Genomic DNA, 16,833 nt, shown 5'->3' on the forward strand with positions numbered 1-16,833 from the left:
GGAAGCGCGGGGAGATGCCGAAGCCTGAACCTGCTGGCATGGCCGGTGGCCGCTGGAGCCGCCACCGGCCAGACATTTACTTGAGCAGCTCGGTCATGCCCTTTTCGGTGTTCTTCAGCGCGTCGTCGAGCGACTGCTGGCCCGACCAGTAGCCGGTGAACTCCTTGGCCTGGAGCTCGTAGACCGAGAGCGCCTTGGCCGAGGTGCCGCCGTTCATGACGTAGCCGTACTTGCTGGCGAACTCGCCGAGCTTGACCAGGTCCGGACGCCCGGCCGCGACTTCCTTGACGACGTCGGGCGTGAGCGCCGGAGCGCCGCTGTTCTTGGCGTAGATCAGGGCTGCTTCCTTCGACGACAGCCACTTGATGAAGGCCTTGGCCCCATCCTTGTTCTCGGCGTTCTTGTTGAGACCGAAGCCGAGGCCGTGGATGTGGGTGAAGCGACCCTCGGGACCGGCGGGCGGAGCGATGGTCTCGGTGACCTCGGCAACCGCCGGCGACTTCTCCTTCGAGGTCAGGTCGGTGGCAGCCGCGTTCCACTGCATCATCGCGGCGACCTGGCCCGAGGCGTAGGCGGCGTTGGCCTCGGCGAACTCGTAGGACAACGAGTCGCGCGGGGTGGCGCCGGCGTCATAGAGCAGCTTGTAGGTCTCGAGGCCCTTGCGATAGGCGTCGGAATTGACCGTGACCTTGCCGCCCGCGTCCATCCAGTTGCCGCCATAGGAACGCGGCAGCGACTGGAACACCATCATGTTGAACAGCAGGTTCTTGAGCTGCAGCACGGTGCCGTAGCGGGTCGGGCTGTCAGGGTTTACGGCCTGGGTGAAATAGAGCGCGGTCGCGGCGTAGTCGTCCCAGGTCCACTCGTCCGGGTTCTTGGGCTCGAGCTTCTTGCCGAGGTGCTTTTCCGAGATCTCGGCGAACTTCGCCTTGGCCGCGTCGTCCTTCATCAGGGCGTCGATCAGGTCCTTGCGGTAGTACATGAAGTGCAGCGACAGATCGGTCGGAACGCCGAACTGCTTGCCTTCGTACTGCATGGTGGTGAGCACGGAATCGCCATAGACGGCCTTGGCCTCGTCCGACAGCTCGACCGGCTCCATGAACGGCGCGTAGCGGCCGATCGAGTAGGTGGCGAGCAGGTTGACGTCGAAGGCCTTCGAGCCGGCGGCAAGGTCGGCCTGCAGCTTGTCCCAGAAGCCGTCGCGGTTGAAGAACAGCAGCTCGACCTTGTTGGTGTCCGACGTGTCGGCCTTGGCGTTGTAGGCGTCGGCGGCGGCGCGCAGCGCGGTTTCTTCCGGGCCGCCCGGCCAGCCGAGCACGGTCACCTTGGCGAAGGCGGGGCTCGCCAGCAGGCTGGCGATCGCAGCCGCGATCAGGCCGCCTTTTCGCAGGTTGGAAAATGTCATGTGGTGTTCTCCCTCTTGGTCAGTTCTGACGACTTGCTAGATCCGCGATGCCCACGACGCCGGCTCTCTCTGCGAGCGCCGCGGCGTGAAGCTGCGGGGTGAGCCGTGGCGGCAGGCTTCCCAGCGCCTGACGGACGGATTCGAGATAGCCGGGCGCAAGACCGATGCCGCCGCCGATGACGATACGGGCAGGATCGAGCACGAGCTGGATGTTGCGGCACAGCAGTGCGGTCTGGCGCACCGAGGCCTGGATGATGGCGCGCGCCCAGGCGTGGCCGGCGGCTGCCGCCTCGAAGACCTCTCGCGCCGTGGCGCCTGCCTGGTGAGGTGCTGCCTGTGCGGCGAGCCAGTTGCCGGAGACGTGGTCCTCGAGCACGCCGGCATCCTCGTCGAGGCTGCGCAGCAGGCCGAAATGGCCGGCGAGCCCGCCGAGCAGGCGGCCGTTGACGACGATGCCGCCGCCGATGCCGGTGGAGATGGTCAGGAAAACGAGGTCCTGGCCCTGGCCGGCACCGAAGCAATATTCGCCCCATGCTGCGGCCTGGGCGTCGTTGGCAGCGAGCACGGCGTCGAGACCGGCAAGCCGCCTGACGGTCGCGACCAGCGGAAAGCGGTCGGGAATGTCGAGCGTCTTGCGGTTGAGCGGCGACCAGCAGCCGTCGTCGATGATACCGGTGACGGCGACGCCGACGGTGTCGTATCGGCCCTTCCAGCCTGAAATCGCATCGAAAAGGGCCGTCAGCCACTGTTCGGGATCGCCGCTGCGCGGGGTCGGCATCCTGTATGTCTCTACGACCTCGTCGCCACGCACCAGAGCTGCGAGCATCTTGGTGCCGCCGATGTCGAGGGCGAGGACGGTGTCGGCCATGGCGATCAGGCTCCGGCCTTGGCGATGGTTTCGTCGAGGGCCGAGCGGAACCAGGAGGTCACATATTCCGGCCGGGTGATGGCCGAGCCGACGACGACCATCGAGGCGCCCGCCGCCAGCGCCTGCTGCGCCTGGACGGGAGTACGGACATTGCCTTCGGCGACGACGTGGGGCGTGAGCTTGCGCATGGCCGAGATCAGCGCGAAGTCGGGCTCGTTCGGCTCGACCGGGCCTGTGTAGCCGGCGAGCGTGGAGCCGACGACGTCGGCGCCCTCGGCCAGCGCCTGCTCGGCGTCGGAGACGATGGAGCAATCGGCCATGGCGGCGCGGCCGTGCGAATGGATGCGCTTGATGAGCGCCCTGGTCGAAACCGGGCGGACACGCTGGGTGGCGTCGTAGGCGATGACGTCCGCGCCAGCCGCAGCAAGCGCATCGACGTCCTCGAGCCACGGCGTGATGCGGACGGGCGTGTCGTCGAGGTCGCGCTTGATCAGACCGATGATCGGCTTGCCGGTGGCGGCGCGGACGGCGGCGACGTACTCGGCAGACTCGATGCGCAGGGCGGCGGCGCCGCCGTCGATGGCCGCCAACGCGAAGCCCACGACCATCTCCGCCTTGTCCATGGCGCCATCCTTCACGGGCTGGCAGGACACGATGAGACCATTGTCGAGGGCTTTGAAGTCAAGCGGCACGCGGGCATCTCCTGTGATGCCGAAACGGTAGCAGCATAAGACCAGATTGCAACAGGCTTTGAACTGGTATTATCGCATCAGTTCGATGACGAAGTCGTAGACGTCGCCGCGGTATTTGGTCTGGGTGAATTCGACGATCTGGCCGTCGGCGAGGAAGCAGCGGCGCTCCATGACCAGCAGCGACGTGTCCTCCGGCGTGTCGAGAAGCTGGCGCTCCTCATCGGTGGCGGGTTTGGCCTGCATGCGCTGCAAGGCCCGAACGGGCAGGGCGCCGGTCGCCTCAAGATACTCGTAGAGCGATTCCTTCACTGCCTGGGGATCCGGCACGAAACGGGCCGGCAGCGTGGCGATCTCGATGGCGATCGGCGTGTCGTCGGCGGTGCGCAGGCGGCGCAGGCGCACCACCTTTTCGCTGCCGGAGATGCCCAAAGCCATCATTTCGGCCGGTGAAGGGCGTGAAATCTCTCGTGAAATCCACACGCAGCCGGGCTCCAGCCCGCGCGAGCGCATGTCCTCGGAAAAGCTGGTCATGGTCGCCAGCGACTTCTCCAGGCGCGACGACACCACGGTCTTGGCGCCCTGGCGGCGGTCGAGCAGGCCGTCGGAGACGAGCCCGTCGATCGCCTTGCGCACGGTGACGCGGGAGATGTCGAGCGCGTCGCACAAGGTGCGCTCGCTGGGGATGACGGCATTGCGCTTGAGCTGGGCGGTCGAGATCGCCTGCTTGATGGCATCTTCCAGTCGGCGGTAAAGCGGTTCGCCGCTCTCGCCCGAAAGCTCGCTTGCGAGGAAGTCGAGGATTGCCTGATCGCTCATCGGAACCACCCGTTTGAAGATGGTTCCTTTATGCAGAATTTTTTTCAGGTGTTAAACTGGTATTGTTCTTGTAGGCGCAATTGCCTGGTTCCGCCGCCAAGGCGGGCATGCCGGGCGCATCGGCGCCCGGCATCGAAGGCCTCATTCGGTGAAGAAGGCGAAGCGGATGATGAACAGGGCTGCGACGAGCCAGGTCGCCGCGTGCACCTGGCCGGGGCGTCCCGTCAGGGTCTTCAGGGCGGCGTAGCTGACGAAACCGAAGGCCAGGCCGTTGGCGATCGAATAGGTGAAGGGCATCATCAGCGCGGTGAGGGCCGCCGGGATGGCCTCGGTGACGTCTTCCCACTCGACCTCGACCAGTTCGCGCATCATCAGGCCGGCGACGTAGAGCAGGGCGGGGGCGGTGGCGTAGGCCGGCACCGAACCTGCGAGCGGCGAGAAGAACAGCGCGGCAAGGAACAGCAGCGAGATGACCAGCGCGGTCAGCCCGGTGCGGCCGCCGGCCTGGACGCCGGAGGCGCTTTCGACATAGGCGGTGGTGCTGCTGGTGCCGAGCAGCGAGCCGGCGACGATCGCCGTGCTGTCGGCGAGCAGGGCGCGGCCGAGGCGGTTGGGCTTGCCGGGTTCGATCAGGCCGGCGCGCTTGGCGACGCCGATCAGCGTGCCGGTGGCGTCGAACACCTCGACCAGCACGAAGACAAGGATCACGTGCACCAGCCCTGCGCTCAGGGCGCCGACGACGTCCAGCTGCAGGAAGGTCGGCAGGATCGACGGCGGCATGGAAACGATGCCGTTGAACTGGCTGACGCCCAGCGCCATCGACAGCACCGTGATGACGAGGATGCCGATCAGGATGGCGCCGCGCACCTTGAGCGCGTCGAGCGAGGCGATGATGAAGAAGCCGAGGATCGCGAGCAGCGTGCCGGTCTGGCTCAGGTCGCCGAGCGTCACCAGCGTCGCCGGGCTGTCGACGACGATGCCCGAGCTTTTCAGCGCGATGATGCCGAGGAACAGGCCGATGCCGGCCGCGATCGCGCTGCGCATCGAGTGCGGGATGCCGGCGATCAGCCAGCTGCGCACCCCGGTGACCGTCAGGATCAGGAAGATGACGCCGGAGATGAACACCGCGCCCAGCGCCTGCTGCCACGTGAAACCCATGGTCCCGACGACGGTGAATGCGAAGAAGGCGTTGAGGCCCATGCCGGGCGCCATGCCGATCGGCCACCTGGCGACCACGCCCATGATCATCGAGCCGAGCGCTGCCGCAAGGCAGGTGGCCACGAAGACGGCGCTGCGATCCATGCCCGTCGACGACAGGATCTCGGGATTGACGAAGATGATGTAGGACATCGTCAGGAAGGTGGTGATGCCCGCGATCACCTCCGTCCGCACGGACGAGCCCTGCTCCTCCAGGTTGAAGAACTTTTCGACCACTTTTCTACCTCCCATGCGGTGCGCCGGGCGCGCAGGCGGCGAAGCGAGCCATGACAATGACACGGATCGCGTAACGCCCCTGCTAACTCTGGAGCACCGGGTCTGCCGGCATTCGGCGCTGCTTCAGCGCACCCTTCCCACGCCGGCGGCGACAACACATTTGGCGCAAGGCAAGCCGCCCGCCCAAATCGTCCCTAAAATCCGCCGGTTGGAATTTCCGCACAAGTGCCGGAACGGCCAATTCTGCGCGAAGCAGTTTCGCCATTTTCCGAACGGATCGCGCCCCTGGCGGCGGCGGGCGAGGCCCTTTTTGCAGGTCATCGGGAGCGAGGTCCGCCCCTCGAATTCCGGCCAGGGCCGTTGACAGCATGCTTGGTTCATCGATGACCGAACACCCGCATGGATGGCAATGCAAGGGCAGAGTTCGTGGGCTGGTGGTTGTGCCCGCTGCCGGCGTCCAGGGCATGCCATCCATAACCACATGGAATGCATTCGCAGAAGCATGTTATGATGTGGGCCCGCCGGTTGCGGGCTATCCTCGCCGAGATTAGGTCGTTGGGCTTGTCTGATTGGAGGATAAAGATGATCAGCCGACGTTCACTCTTGGCCGCCCTGGGAATACTGGCTGTCGCCGGCTTCGCCGAGGGTGGTTTGGTTTCCCCGGCACTTGCCCAGGAGAAGCAGGTCAAGCTGCAACTCGCCTGGCTCTACAATGCGGCGTCGGCCGGCGAAATCGTCGCCTTGAAGAAAGGCTACTTCGCCGAAAAGGGTCTTGCCGTGGAGATCCTTCCCGGTGGTCCGAACTCCAACACGGTGCAGGAAACGCTCTCGGGCGTGGCGCAGATTGCGACCGCCTATGCACCGGAGATCATGTATGCCGCAAACCAGGGGCTGCCGATCAAGACCTTCGGCGCCGCCTTCCAGAAGGCGCCGCTGACTTTCTATTCGCTCGGCGAAGCCAACATCAAATCAGTGGCCGACTGGAAGGGCAAGCGGATCGGCGCTGGCCAGGGGGCGACGGCCCAGGTCAAGGCTGTGCTCGACCACAGCGGCCTGAAGTTCGAGGACATCACTTTCATCCAGGCCCAGATCCCGGGACTTCTCCAGGATCAGGTCGACGTCGTCGCCTCCTGGCCGACCAACGTCGCGCAGAACGCCCCGATCCTGCAGCATCCCGGCGGCTACAATACCCAGAGCATCTGGGACAACGGGCTGCAGTTCCAGTCCAACTACTACATCGCGCGCTCCGACCTGATCGAGTCCGACGGCGACATGCTGGCGAAGTTCCTCGAGGCCTGCGACAAGGGCTGGGCCTATGCGGCCGACCATCCGGAGGAGGCCATCGACATGGTCGCCTCGATGTCGAGCGCCATCGAGAAGGACAAGGAACTCGCCTCCCTCAAGGTGATCGTGGCCGACTACATCTACACCGATGAAACGCGCGAGTATGGCTTTGCCAACATCAGCAAGGACCGCTGGAACGCGACGCTCCAGACCTACGCGAAGATCGGCGAGATCAAGCCTGAGCTAACCGCGGAAGACGTGTTCGACGGCCGTGCTCTCGCAGTTGCGAAGAGGACGAAGCGGTGAACGCGATGGCCCAGGCTGCCATGGCCGCCGGCCTTGGCGAAGTTGGCGCTGTCCCGGCGAGGAACGCCATCGAGATCGACAACGTGGCGGTGACATTCGGCGGCAGCTCGAAAGCCGTACGTGCCATCGACAATGTCTCGCTGGCGGTCCGCGAAGGTGAATTCGTCTCCCTGATCGGGCATTCGGGCTGCGGCAAGTCCACCTTGCTGCGCACCATCGCCGACATCATCGAACCTTCGGAGGGCAAGGTCAGGATCTTCGGCGGAACGCCGTCAGCCGCACGTGCCTCCCGCACCTTTTCCATGGTCTTCCAACAATCGGTGCTGATGCCCTGGGCCAAGGTGATCGACAATGTCCGCCTGCCGTTCGAGGTGGGCGGGGCAAATCCGAAGGCCGGCAATTTCATGGACCCGCGCGAAGCGCTGAAGCTGGTCGAACTGGAGGGTTTCGAGGATGCGCTGCCCTCGGAGCTGTCGGGCGGCATGCGCCAGCGCGTGTCGATCGCGCGCGCCCTCGTCACGCGGCCGAAGGTTTTGCTGATGGACGAGCCTTTCGGGGCGCTCGACGAACTGGTGCGCGACACCCTGAACGTCGAGCTGCTGCGCATCTGGAAGCAGAGCGGCATGACCATCGTCTTTGTCACGCACTCGCTGCAGGAGGCCGTTTTCCTGTCGCAGCGCGTCGTGGTGATGAGCCGCCGCCCCTCCAGGATAGGCGGGATATTGGAGGTCGACCTTCCCGACGAGCGTGGCCTCTCCCTGAAGGACGCCCCGGAACTGGGCCACCACGTCGCCAAGCTGCGCGACATGCTGGGAGCTGGATAGCCATGAGCCTTGATCGTTCAGTCGACACTGCCTCAGCCCCATTGCCCCGCTTCTGGAGCATCCTCCCAAGCCCGGAAGCGACGCGGGCACTCGGCATGGCGGTGCTGGGACTATCCCTCACGCTGGTCATCTGGCAGCTGGTCATAACCCTGTTCAAAGTGCCGCCCTATCTCGTGCCGGCGCCGACGGACGTGGCCGGCGCGCTGTCGCGGGACCTGCCGCTGCTTCTCGAAGCCGCCGTTCCGACGATCACCGAGGCTTTCCTGGGCTTCCTGCTGGGCAATACGGTGGCGCTGCTGGTTGCCGTTTCCTTCGTCTACAACAAGGTCGTCGAGGAGATGTTCTATCCCGTGGCGATCCTGATCAAGACGATCCCGATCGTGGCGATTGCACCCGTGCTCAAGATCATCCTCGGCAACGGCATCGAGCCGAAGATCGTCATTGCGGCGCTGATCTGCTTCTTCCCGACGCTGGTCAACTCGGTCCGCGGTTTCCGGGCGGTCAATCCGCAGCTGCTGGAACTGATGCGGGTGCTGTCCGCTTCCAAGACCGAGGTCTTCCTGCGCATCCGCATCTACAGCGCGATGCCTTACATCTTCTCGGCCCTCAAGATCTCGGTGACGATGTGCGTGCTCGGCGCGATCGTCGGCGAATGGATCGGGGCCAACCAGGGCATCGGCTATCTGCTGCTCCAGAGCATGTTCGACTTCAACACGCCCCGGCTTTTCGCGACGATCCTGACTGCCTCCGTGATCGCGATCACCGGCTTCGCGATCGTCTCGATGCTCGAGAAGTGGATCATCCGCTGGGATCCCGGCGTGGCCATGTAGTCGTGGCCACAGACCCGGCCTGCCGATGGGCAGGTCGGGTGATGTTCAATGGATGCGGCATGGTCGACGGGTGAATGCGGCATCTCCGGCTTACCCGAATTCGAGGCGCCCATGTCTAGTGACCGCATCCATGGCCGTGTCGGCCGCACCTATCACGAGTCCGACAACTGGTTCGAAACGAGACCCAGGCCGGCTGCGGACAGCCCCAACGTCATCTATGTCGTTCTCGACGACGTCGGCTATGCCGACCTCGGCTGCTTCGGGTCGGAGATCCGCACCCCCAATTTCGATCGGCTGGCCCGGACCGGGCTTCGCTACAGCAATTTCCACACCACCACCATGTGTTCGCCGACGCGGGCCTGCCTGCTCACCGGGCGCAACCACCACTCCGTCGGCATGCGCTGTCTTGCCAATTTTGACTTCGGCTACCGCAACGGTCGCGGTTCGATCTCGCATCGGGCGGCGACGATCGCCGAAATGCTGGGTAGCGCCGGCTACGCCAACTTCGCGGTCGGCAAGTGGCATGTCGCGCAAACCGATGAGATCACCGCCGTCGGGCCGTTCGACCAGTGGCCGCTCGGCCGCGGGTTTCATCGCTTCTACGGCTTCATGAACGGCAGCACCGACCAGTACTATCCGGAACTGGTCGAGGACAACCACGCGGTCGCCCAGCCGAAGGCTCCCGAAGAAGGCTATCACCTGACCGCCGACCTGGTGGACAAGGCGATTGCGATGCTCGGCACACATGTCTCGCTGGCGCCCGACACGCCGTTCTTCCTGAACCTCGCTTTCTCGGCCGGGCATTTCCCGCATCAGGTGCCGAAGGCATACATGGATCGCTATGACGGCGTCTGGGATTGCGGCTGGGACGTCGTCCGGCAACGGCGGCTCGACCGGCAGAAGGCGATGGGCCTGGTGCCGGCCTCGACCGAACTGCCGCCCGATGCCCCGGGGGTCGAAGACTGGGACCAGCTCTCGGCCGACCAGAAGAGGGTCGCCGTCAGGCTGCAGCAGGCCTACGCCGGCTTCCTCGAATTCACCGACGAGCAACTGGGCCGGCTTCTCGATTTCCTCGAGACCACCGGCAAGCTCGACAACACATTGATCGTGGTCATCTCCGACAACGGCGCCTCCATCGACTGCGGCCCGGAGGGCACGACCAACGTGCTAAAGCGTTTCAATCAGATACCCGAGTCGTTCGAACGCAACCTTGCCGAAATCGACGAGATCGGCGGCCCGCGGAGCAACAGCAACTATCCGTGGGGATGGGCCCAGGTAAGCAACACGCCGCTGCGCCTGTTCAAGTCCTTCACCCATGGCGGCGGCGTGCGCGATCCGATGATCGTGTCATGGCCCAGGCGCATCGCCGACAAGGGCAGCATCCGTCACCAGTTCCACCATGTTGTCGATATCACCCCGACCGTGCTCGAAGTTTGCGGTGTGGAGGCGCCGGAGGTCTACAAGGGCGTCAGCCAGATGCCGGTGCACGGCACCAGCTTCGCCTATACCTTCGATGCGCCCGATGCAGACACGCGCAAGGACGCCCAGTATTTCGAGATGTTTGGCCACCGCGGCATCTGGCACAAGGGGTGGAAAGCCGTCACCAAGCACAAGCGCGGAGACGACTTCGAGCTCGACGATTGGGAGCTCTACAAGCTGGACGAGGATTTCAACGAGACCCGTAATCTGGCGGGCGAGCATCCAGCCAAGCTCCGCGAGATGACGGAGCGCTGGTGGGCGGAGGCCGGCAGGTACGACGTCATGCCTCTCGATGACCGGGAGGTTCGCTTCCGGGCCAAGGCCAAGCCCGACTCCATCCGGTCGCGCAGCCGCTACGTCTTCTATCCGCAGCTCGAGGCGATCCCGTCATCGGCAGCACCCCTGACCCAGGACATCTCGCACCGCATCACCGCCGAGGTGACGATCGATCCGGATTCGGAAGGAACGATCGTCAGCTACGGCAATTGCGGCGGCGGCTATGTCCTCTATTTGAAGGACGGCCGGCTCACCTACGCCTACAACTATGTTGGCGAGGTCACCCGCCTGGTTTCGGCACCGCTGACTGATTTCGGCACAGTCTCGCTCGGCTTCGAATACCGGAAGACCGGCATGCTCAAGGGCAATGGCGCTCTCCTGGTGAACGGGGTGCGGCAGGCCGGCGACCGCGAGCATCAGACCCTGCAGCGTATCTCGCTCGCGCCGATGTTCATCGGCCGCAGCGGAATGCCGCCCGTGTGCGACGCCATCGAGGGCGAGTTCCGGTTCAGGGGCAAACTCCGTCGGCTGGTGATCGAACTCGGCGATGATCGCGAGATCGTGCCGCCCGACGGCGACATCGACTGACGTGCCGGGGATCGCCGCCTATTCGGCGGCGCTCGGCAGGTTGCGCAAGCCCCTGTCCTCGAACACCTCGACCATTGCCTTCATCAGGCCGCTATGGGCGGGAAGCCTGTCCATGCCCTGGCGGAACACGAAGCCCAGATCGTACTGGAAGATCTCCTTGTCGGTCTTGAGGACCTTCAGCCCGTGACCGATCGGGCTGCTCGCCACCATCGTCGATTCATAGAACAGGTAGTCGCCCGAGCGGGCCAGCTCCGCACAGGTGTAGATCGAGCTCGTTTCGAGCAGGTAGCGGGGAGGGGGAGCGCCCCGTTCCTTCAGCCAGTCGGACAGCGTCTTCAGCACGTCCCTGTTCAGGTTGAAGGACACGAACGGGTAGCTGACGAGTTCCTTCGGATCGACCGGCCCCTCGATCTTGGCGAGAGGATGATGCTCGGCGCACATGATGCCGAGCTGCGCCTTGGCGACGCGGCGCGAGGTGAAATCCGGCAGCCTGCTCTTGGCGATGACGGCGCCTGCGAAGATGTCGACGCGCCCGAGCCTCAGGTCCTCGATAAGCTGGTCGACCGATCCGGTCTGCACCGAAAGGCGATGGCGTGGAAAACGCCTATGGAAGCGGGAGGCTGCCGCCGGCAGGATGGTCGATGACCAGATGGGCCCCGCCGCGACCCTGATCGTGGCATCCTGCTCGGACAGCAGGTTGCGTATCTCCTGCACCGCATGCTCGTATTCGAGCCCGATGATCTGGGCCCGATTGAAGAAGGCCTGTCCGGTGGGGGTGAGGTCGGCGCCGCCGGAGTGCCTTTCGAAGAGGCGCGTGCCGAGCATCTCTTCGAGCCGCTTGATGTTCTTTGAGAGCGCTGGCTGGGAGATGCGCAACCGCTTTGCCGCCTTCGAAATTCCCTTGTCCTCGGCGACCATGACGAAGTGCTTGAGTAGCGTGAGATTGGGAACTTCGAACGACATGGCGTGCGCCTGGCTCATAACCAATTGGAATTGCCTTCAAGCCTAAATGTATTGGCTCGTGCCCGGGCTTTGTCAAATAATCAGACCATGGCTTGGAGCCGAAAGCCCAGGCGTCACCAGGAAATGCCTCGATGCCGTGTTGTTCACCAGTCCGGGAAGGCGAGCTGCAACTGGTCCCGGTGCATGAGACCAGGCCAGGGTTCCGCAGGGCGGACCGCTCGGACATGGCCGCCGTTCCGGCCGGCAGCTGGCACATCGGCCATGACGGCCCGGAAGCCTATCCGGAGGACGGCGAGGGACCGCGGCGGACAGTCGCGAGCCCCGGCTTCCTGATCGACAGGGCAGCCGTGACGAACCGTGCCTTCGCTGGCTTCGTGGAAGCAACGGGCTATTTGACCGAGGCGGAGCGGATCGGCTGGTCCTTCGTCTTCTATGCCCAGCTCCACCCGAGTGCCGAAAAGCATGTGCTGTCGCTGCAGACGGGTTCGCCTGAATGGTGGCTGCCCGTGAAGGGGGCAAACTGGGCGATGCCCGACGGCGCCGGTTCGGATTGGCGCGACCGCGAGGATCATCCGGTCGTGCATGTTTCCTGGAATGACGCCGTGGCCTATGCGGCCTGGAGCGGCAAGCGTCTGCCGACGGAGATCGAATGGGAAATCGCCGCCCGAGGCGGGCTTGAGGACAAGATCTATCCCTGGGGCAATGAGCTTGTCGAGGCGGGCAGGCATCGCTGCAACATCTGGCAGGGAAGCTTCCCCTTCGACAATTTGGCCGAGGACGGCTTCCTGTCGACGGCGCCGGCGAATGCCTTTGAACCCAACGGCTACGGCCTCTTCAACATGGTCGGCAACGTCTGGGAATGGACGGCCGACAGCTGGTCGGAGAGCCGGCCCCAGCTCAAGGCAATGCGCGGCGGCTCCTATCTCTGCCACCGCAGCTACTGCAACCGCTACCGCGTCTCGGCGCGAACATCCAACGCCGTCGACGCAGCCTCGAGCCATCTAGGGTTCCGCTGTGCCGCCGACCTCAGCGCGAGTGCGACCTGAGGGCCGATTTCTGATTTCGAGGAACTGCAATGAAACATGACAAGTTTCCCGGCCATATCGGCCGGACCGTCGCGGAATCGAAGCCGTGGTGGCCGACGAGCTGCAATCACAAGGAGCAGAAGCCCAACATTCTCGTCGTCGTCCTGGATGATACCGGCTGGGCCGACTTCGGCTGCTTCGGATCGGAAATCCGCACGCCGACCATCGACAGTCTGGCCGCGCGCGGGCTGCGCTATACCAATTTCCATGTCACTCCGCTTTGTTCGCCGACCCGCACCTGCCTGCTGACGGGGCGGAACCACCATGCCGTCGGCATGCGCTTCCTGTCCGACACCGACACCGGCTTTCCCAATTCGCGCGGCTGCATCGACCGCGACGTAGCCTTGTTGCCGGCGATGCTGCGCGACCAGGGCTACGGCAGCTATCTCGTCGGCAAGTGGCATCTGACGCCGTCGCATGAAATCTCGCCGGCCGGCCCGCATCACAACTGGCCGCTCGGTCGCGGTTTCGACCGCTTCTACGGCTTCCTGCCCGGCTGCACGGATCAGATGACGCCGGAACTTTGCGAGGACAACCACCAGGTCGACCGCGAGTTCGGCGAAGGCTATCACCTCACCGAAGACCTGGTGGACCGCGCCATCGCCTATGTCCGCGACCACACTGTCTTCCGCGACGAGGAGCCCTTCTTCCTGCAACTGGCCTTCGGCGCCACGCACGCGCCGTTCCAGGCGCCGCGCTCGTTCATCGAGCCCTATGTCGACGTCTTCGCCAAGGGTTGGGACGCGACTCGCCAAGACCGGCTGCAGCGGCAGAAGGAGCTTGGGATCGCGCCGGCCGAGGCGGAACTCGCGCCGCGCAACGAGGAGGTCGCCGCCTGGGATACGCTCTCCGGCGACCAGAAGCTGCTCTATACCCATCTTCAGGCGGCCTATGCCGGCTTCCTCGAGCATACCGACGTGCATCTCGGCCGCCTGATCGACGAACTCGAAAGGCTGGGCGAACTCGACAACACACTGATCATCGTGCTGTCCGACAACGGCGCCAGCCGCGAAGGCGGCAAGGACGGCGCGGTCGACACCAACGCCCCGTACAGCGGCATGCCGCAGAGCGTCGAGGAACAGCTTGAGCATCTCGATCAGATCGGCACCCGCCATGGCGGTGCCCACTATCCGCAAGGCTGGGCCATGGCCGGCAACACGCCGTTCCGCCGCTACAAGCAGCATGTCGACCTCGGCGGTGTGCGTTCGCCCATGGTCGTGTCCTGGCCCGGTGGCATCGCCTCCTTCGGCGAAGTCCGGACGCAGTTCTCCCATGTCATCGACCTTGCTCCGACGATCATGTCGCTGGCGGGTCTCGACCATCCGCTGCCTTGCGACGGCCGCAGCATCGCATCGACCTTTGCGGATGCCGATGCGCCTGCGCCGCGCGCCACGCAGTACTGGGAGAACCTCGGTCACCGGGCCCTCTGGCACGAGGGCTGGAGGGCGGTCACCGAACATCGGCAAGGGGTCGACTACGAAGACGATTGCTGGCGGCTCTACGACACGGAAGGCGATTTTTCGGAATCGCAGGATCTTGCAGGGCAGGAACCTGACCTGCTCAAGGAAATGATCGGCCGCTGGTGGCAGGAAGCCGAAGCCAACAACGTGCTGCCCCTTGACGACCGCACCCTCGTTCAGCTGCTGCGCGCCCGGCCGCCGATTGGCCTGATGTCGCGCGACAGGCTCGTCTTCCGTCCGGGGCAAAGCCATGTTCCGATCAGCAGCATGATCACCGGCTCGGAACGTTCGATGGTAGTCACCGCCGCGTTCCGCGATCGCGCCGCAAGCGAAGAGGGAGTCCTGGTCTCGAGCGGCGACAATCGCGGCGGCTACGTGCTCTATGTGAAGGACGGGCGGCTGGTCTTCGAGCACGTCCAGCTCGGCAACCGCACAGTCTGCATTGCCGATGCCGCCCTTCCGACCGGAACCTTCGAAGCCGGATTTGCCCTGCACAACCGCATGGGCCACTCCGCCGAGGTCGTCCTGCTGCACGGTCGCCAAAAGGTGGGGGCGGCGCGCATACCGACAACCGCCGCGCATCTGTCGTTCTGGGGAATTGATGTCGGCTCGGACACTGCCGACCGGGTTTCCCACGCCTATCCCGCCGACTTCCCGTATCAGGCGAAATCGTTCCAGTTGCTGACAGTGGATTTCCTCGACCAGCCGCTGGTAGAAGAGGTGGCCGAGGTGATGGAGAGCGCCGAATGATGCCGCTGCAAGTCCTCATCGACGTCGATACCGGCGTCGACGATGCGCTGGCGCTCGCATTCGCGGTGCTTCACCCGGCGATCAACCTGCGGGCGGTGACCTGCGTGGCCGGCAACGCGTCGCTCGACGATGTCTACCGCAACACGCGTGCGGTCCTCGCCGTCGCCGGGGCCGCAACCGTTCCCGTCGCCCGCGGCGCTTCCCGCCCGCTGATCGCGGCACCGCGCGACGCCGCCCACGTCCATGGCCGCAACGGCCTCGCCGGCCTGGAACTCGACGTGCCGGAAGAGCGCGCTTCGGACGTGCATGCCGTGGAACTCATGCGCCAGCAGATCCTCGCGAGCCCGACGCCGCCCGTGCTCATCGCTCTTGCGCCGCTGACCAATGTGGCGCTGCTGATCCGCATGTATCCGGAGGTTGCAGCCAGGCTCGAGAGGATCGTCTTCATGGGCGGAAGCGCCAGCGTCGGCAACGCCACGCCGGTCGCCGAATTCAACACCTGGGCAGACCCGGAAGCCGCTGCGATCGTCGTCGAAAGCGGCATCCCGACGATGATGTACGGGCTCGACGTCTTTTACAGCGCGGCCGTGTCCGCAGACGATGTCGCGGCGCTGGAATCCTCGAGCCGGCCCGTCGCGCAGTTGTGCGCAAAACTCTTCCGGCATCTTGCGGTCAAGGACGCCGGCCAGAAGCGCATACCCGCTGGAACGATCGCCGCACTCGGCGATGCCGGCACCGTCTGTTCAGTCGTCGACCCGGAAGGCCTGACGACGCGCCGGTTTCCGGTCAGCGTCTGCACCGACGGATCGCGCTCGCGCGGCCAGACGATCGTCGATCGCCGGTCTCATCGCGGGGAATCCGAGCTGAATGGCGCGAGTCTCGGCCAACCCGTGGATGTTGCTCTTCAGGTCGATGCAGGTCGCTATGCAGAACTCTACCGCCGCACAATCCTTGGCACCCTCGAAAGTTGAGACGATGCAGATAGTCGGGGAGGTTGTGAAGCAAGCCATCGTCACGCCGTTGGCGTCGCGTCTGGCGGCGAATGCGGTTGAGGGCCACGGGATCGTGCGCAATCCGGGGATGGCGCTTGACCTTGGCTTCCTGGAATCGATGCGCAGCGTCAACCGCTCGGCGCTGGAGCGGCGGGTGGCGACGCTGACCAAGCGGCGCTCGATCAAGGCCGACAACCAGGCGGCGTGGCTGTTGCGGTCCATCTCGCTGATGGACCTGACGACGCTCAACTCCAACGACACCGACGAGCGCGTGCGCCGGCTCTGCGCCAAGGCGCTGAACCCGCTACGGCGCGATCTGACCGAGGCACTGGGCCTGGGCGATACCGTGATCCGCCCGGCGGCGGTCTGCGTCTACCATCCGTTCGTGGCCACCGCCGTCGAGGCGGTGAAGGGCTCCGGCATCCATGTCGCGGCCGTGTCGACGGCCTTCCCGCATGGCCTGGCGCCCTTGTCGACCCGCCTTGCCGAGATCGAGGCGTCGGTCGCCGACGGCGCCGACGAGATCGACGTCGTCATCCCGCGCGGCCTGGTGTTCGGGGCCAGGTGGCAGGAGCTCTACGACGAGATCAAGGCGATGCGCGCCGCTTGCGGCGAGGCGCATCTGAAGGTCATCCTCGGCACCGGCGATCTCGCCACCTTGCGCAACGTCACGCTCGCCTCGATGGTGGCGATGATGGCGGGGGCCGACTTCATCAAGACCTCGACCGGCAAGGAAAGCGTCAACGCCACGCTGCCGGTCGGCCTCGCCATGGTCCGCGCC

14 protein-coding genes are annotated in these 16,833 nt (G+C 65.0%); 8 read left to right on the top strand and 6 right to left on the bottom strand.

The window, feature by feature from the left end:
- Window positions 1-76: 76 nt before the first annotated feature.
- From AmiPiv_RS03700 to AmiPiv_RS03720, 5 genes are all read right to left on the bottom strand, one after another.
- Window positions 77-1,405, bottom strand: a complete 1,329-nt coding sequence (locus AmiPiv_RS03700) for an extracellular solute-binding protein (protein WP_340035887.1) — start codon at window positions 1,403-1,405, stop codon at window positions 77-79.
- A 19-nt stretch (window positions 1,406-1,424) separates the two neighbouring features.
- Window positions 1,425-2,273 carry an ROK family protein gene (locus tag AmiPiv_RS03705; protein WP_340035888.1) on the bottom strand — a complete coding sequence of 283 codons (849 nt, stop codon included), beginning with the start codon at window positions 2,271-2,273 and terminating at the stop codon, window positions 1,425-1,427.
- Window positions 2,274-2,278: 5 nt separating this feature from the next.
- On the bottom strand, window positions 2,279-2,965 hold the full coding sequence (locus AmiPiv_RS03710) for an N-acetylmannosamine-6-phosphate 2-epimerase (RefSeq protein ID WP_340035889.1): 687 nt from the start codon (window positions 2,963-2,965) through the stop codon (window positions 2,279-2,281).
- Between the two features lie 69 nt (window positions 2,966-3,034).
- Entirely contained in the window at window positions 3,035-3,781 is a 747-nt protein-coding gene (locus tag AmiPiv_RS03715) for a GntR family transcriptional regulator (protein ID WP_340035890.1), read from the bottom strand.
- 141 nt (window positions 3,782-3,922) lie between these two features.
- Window positions 3,923-5,215, bottom strand: coding sequence for an NCS2 family permease (locus AmiPiv_RS03720; RefSeq protein ID WP_340035936.1), 1,293 nt, complete (start codon window positions 5,213-5,215; stop codon window positions 3,923-3,925).
- Between the two features lie 582 nt (window positions 5,216-5,797).
- On the opposite strand from AmiPiv_RS03720, the gene AmiPiv_RS03725 reads away from it, so the two are divergent.
- The 4 genes from AmiPiv_RS03725 to AmiPiv_RS03740 all read left to right on the top strand — a co-directional run bounded on the left by AmiPiv_RS03725 (window position 5,798) and on the right by AmiPiv_RS03740 (window position 10,802).
- On the top strand, window positions 5,798-6,805 hold the full coding sequence (locus AmiPiv_RS03725; protein ID WP_340035891.1) for an ABC transporter substrate-binding protein: 1,008 nt from the start codon (window positions 5,798-5,800) through the stop codon (window positions 6,803-6,805).
- Window positions 6,806-6,810: 5 nt separating this feature from the next.
- Complete coding sequence (locus AmiPiv_RS03730) at window positions 6,811-7,629, top strand: ABC transporter ATP-binding protein (RefSeq protein ID WP_340035937.1); 819 nt, start codon at window positions 6,811-6,813, stop codon at window positions 7,627-7,629.
- A 2-nt stretch (window positions 7,630-7,631) separates the two neighbouring features.
- A complete protein-coding gene (locus AmiPiv_RS03735) occupies window positions 7,632-8,459 on the top strand; it encodes an ABC transporter permease (RefSeq protein ID WP_340035892.1) in 828 nt (275 codons plus the stop codon).
- Between the two features lie 111 nt (window positions 8,460-8,570).
- Window positions 8,571-10,802 (top strand): arylsulfatase, encoded by a 2,232-nt coding sequence (locus tag AmiPiv_RS03740; protein ID WP_340035893.1) that lies wholly within the window; start codon window positions 8,571-8,573, stop codon window positions 10,800-10,802.
- Window positions 10,803-10,820: 18 nt separating this feature from the next.
- Here the strand turns inward: AmiPiv_RS03740 and AmiPiv_RS03745 are convergent, their stop codons facing one another.
- Window positions 10,821-11,765 carry a LysR family transcriptional regulator gene (locus AmiPiv_RS03745; RefSeq protein WP_340035894.1) on the bottom strand — a complete coding sequence of 315 codons (945 nt, stop codon included), beginning with the start codon at window positions 11,763-11,765 and terminating at the stop codon, window positions 10,821-10,823.
- 224 nt (window positions 11,766-11,989) lie between these two features.
- Between AmiPiv_RS03745 and AmiPiv_RS03750 the strand changes: the two genes are divergently transcribed.
- From AmiPiv_RS03750 to deoC, 4 genes are all read left to right on the top strand, one after another.
- Window positions 11,990-12,811, top strand: coding sequence for a formylglycine-generating enzyme family protein (locus AmiPiv_RS03750; RefSeq protein ID WP_340035896.1), 822 nt, complete (start codon window positions 11,990-11,992; stop codon window positions 12,809-12,811).
- A gap of 29 nt (window positions 12,812-12,840) precedes the next feature.
- A complete protein-coding gene (locus tag AmiPiv_RS03755) occupies window positions 12,841-15,060 on the top strand; it encodes an arylsulfatase (RefSeq protein WP_340035897.1) in 2,220 nt (739 codons plus the stop codon).
- Window positions 15,057-16,031: a nucleoside hydrolase gene (locus AmiPiv_RS03760; RefSeq protein ID WP_340035898.1), complete on the top strand. Its 975-nt coding sequence runs from the start codon at window positions 15,057-15,059 to the stop codon at window positions 16,029-16,031. Before AmiPiv_RS03755 ends, AmiPiv_RS03760 begins: the two co-directional genes overlap by 4 nt.
- 25 nt (window positions 16,032-16,056) lie before the next feature.
- A partial coding sequence (gene deoC / locus AmiPiv_RS03765; protein WP_445206888.1) for a deoxyribose-phosphate aldolase occupies window positions 16,057-16,833 on the top strand: 777 nt, incomplete at its 3' end.

It is taken from the genome of Aminobacter sp. Piv2-1, assembly GCF_037625995.1.
Classification (GTDB): domain Bacteria; phylum Pseudomonadota; class Alphaproteobacteria; order Rhizobiales; family Rhizobiaceae; genus Aminobacter.

What these genes read in the sequence shown, in the direction of transcription:
- AmiPiv_RS03725 (WP_340035891.1), top strand. Translation starts at nt 5,798, where the DNA reads ATGATCAGCCGACGTTCACTCTTGGCCGCCCTGGGAATACTGGCTGTC.
- AmiPiv_RS03735 (WP_340035892.1), top strand. Translation starts at nt 7,632, where the DNA reads ATGAGCCTTGATCGTTCAGTCGACACTGCCTCAGCCCCATTGCCCCGC.
- AmiPiv_RS03705 (WP_340035888.1), bottom strand. Translation starts at nt 2,273, where the DNA reads ATGGCCGACACCGTCCTCGCCCTCGACATCGGCGGCACCAAGATGCTC.
- AmiPiv_RS03700 (WP_340035887.1), bottom strand. Translation starts at nt 1,405, where the DNA reads ATGACATTTTCCAACCTGCGAAAAGGCGGCCTGATCGCGGCTGCGATC.
- AmiPiv_RS03755 (WP_340035897.1), top strand. Translation starts at nt 12,841, where the DNA reads ATGAAACATGACAAGTTTCCCGGCCATATCGGCCGGACCGTCGCGGAA.
- AmiPiv_RS03745 (WP_340035894.1), bottom strand. Translation starts at nt 11,765, where the DNA reads ATGTCGTTCGAAGTTCCCAATCTCACGCTACTCAAGCACTTCGTCATG.
- AmiPiv_RS03750 (WP_340035896.1), top strand. Translation starts at nt 11,990, where the DNA reads ATGGCCGCCGTTCCGGCCGGCAGCTGGCACATCGGCCATGACGGCCCG.
- AmiPiv_RS03730 (WP_340035937.1), top strand. Translation starts at nt 6,811, where the DNA reads ATGGCCCAGGCTGCCATGGCCGCCGGCCTTGGCGAAGTTGGCGCTGTC.
- AmiPiv_RS03760 (WP_340035898.1), top strand. Translation starts at nt 15,057, where the DNA reads ATGATGCCGCTGCAAGTCCTCATCGACGTCGATACCGGCGTCGACGAT.
- AmiPiv_RS03740 (WP_340035893.1), top strand. Translation starts at nt 8,571, where the DNA reads ATGTCTAGTGACCGCATCCATGGCCGTGTCGGCCGCACCTATCACGAG.
- AmiPiv_RS03715 (WP_340035890.1), bottom strand. Translation starts at nt 3,781, where the DNA reads ATGAGCGATCAGGCAATCCTCGACTTCCTCGCAAGCGAGCTTTCGGGC.